Annotated in this window: 1 protein-coding gene; it reads left to right on the top strand. The window is 32.9% G+C overall.

The genetic code is table 11. The annotated features are described in order from the left end of the window. Positions 1-85 precede the first annotated feature (85 nt). The gene (locus AC3DU7_RS02130) at positions 86-1,054 is read left to right on the top strand and encodes a glycosyltransferase family 2 protein (protein ID WP_488037719.1); all 969 of its coding nucleotides are present in this window, start codon (positions 86-88) and stop codon (positions 1,052-1,054) included. The last annotated feature ends 501 nt before the right edge of the window (positions 1,055-1,555 follow it).

The following is a 1,555-nucleotide window of genomic DNA, read 5'->3' as shown; positions in this document are numbered from 1 at the left end:
AACCCTAATTATTAATTATTAATTATTAATTATTAATTATTAATTATTAATTATTGAAAGGTGCTAATATATATTGCTATTTAATATGCTTTCAGAAGAAGAGAAAGTACAACTTTCTATAGTTGTTCCTTGTTACAACGAGGAAGCAAATATCGATCATTTATTTGAGCGGCTAATATTAGTGCTAGAGCCTCTAGACATGACTTATGAAATAATATGTATTAATGATGGTAGTAAAGATAATACTCTAAAGTTATTAGTAGAATATCATCAACACAATCCCTCAATTAAAGTAGTAAATTTTTCTCGTAACTTTGGTAAAGAAATTGCGATAACAGCAGGTATTGACTATGCATTGGGCGATGCAGTTATACCCATAGATGCCGATCTACAAGACCCACCAGAATTAATTGTGGAAATGATAGCCAAATGGCGAGAGGGATATGATGTGGTCTACGCAACTAGGCGATCGCGTCAAGGAGAAAGTTGGCTCAAACAATTCACGGCCCAAAAATTCTATCGTACAATTCAACGTTTGACGCCTGTAGAAATTCCGCCTGATACTGGGGACTTCAGATTAATGGACCGAAAAGTTGTAGAAGCTCTTAAAAAGTTACCAGAAACTAACCGTTTTATGAAGGGTTTATTTTCCTGGGTAGGTTATCAACAAACTTCGATATTATATGACCGAGGTCTTCGTTTCAAAGGTGAAACAAAATGGAATTATTGGCAACTCTGGAATTTAGCAATTGAAGGTATTACTGCTTTTAGTTCAATACCTCTAAAAATTTGGAGTTATATTGGGATATCAATTTCTTTAATTTCATTTATTTATGCTAGCTTTTTAGTGATTCGGACTTTGATATTTGGAATTGATGTTCCTGGTTATGCTTCATTAATAGTAGCGATATTATTTTTAGGTGGAATGCAGTTATTATCTCTAGGAATTTTGGGTGAATATTTAGGTCGTGTTCACGAAGAAGTGAAGAGAAGACCTCTTTATTTAGTCAGGGAAAGTTATGGATTTGAAAATCAGATTACTAGGAGTGAATAATCTCAAAGTTTTTGTCATTAAATTAGGGTTTGCTGAAAAATTCTTTTGGCAGGTGTAGGAGTCAGGAGTAATGGGAAATTGAGAGGAGGTAGTCGGATATATTTATCCCTTTATTTTTTTGCCGTAGTGAGGCTTTAATCCTAACTTTTTGGTCGCTCAAACTTAAAAAGTTGCACTTTTTTTTCGTTCTAAAAAGGCTAAAACATTGTAAATGCTCTTATATTTAATCAACAAGCCATAAATAAAAATACTAAAGCAGTAATTTTGGCTCGGAGTAGAGACTTGATTTTTAATTTTAAAACTGGTATTTTTCTCCTGACAATCATTTGTATACTTGCAACTGTAACAGCAGCTTGTTTATTAACTGGTTTTGCTCCAGAACAAATTCAAACTTAGACGAAAATAACTTTACTTTGGGTGTATATCATATTTGCAAAAATACTTTTTTCCTATATATTTCCTATTTCCTATTCCCTATTCCCTATTCCCTGTTCCCTGTTC

It is taken from the genome of Okeania sp. (assembly GCF_983059655.1).
The sequence above is the reverse complement of the archived record's forward strand: the minus strand, read 5'-3'. Positions and strand labels throughout refer to the sequence as shown.

Coding starts and splice junctions, on each gene's coding strand:
- AC3DU7_RS02130 (WP_488037719.1), top strand. CDS start 86: ATGCTTTCAGAAGAAGAGAAAGTACAACTTTCTATAGTTGTTCCTTGT.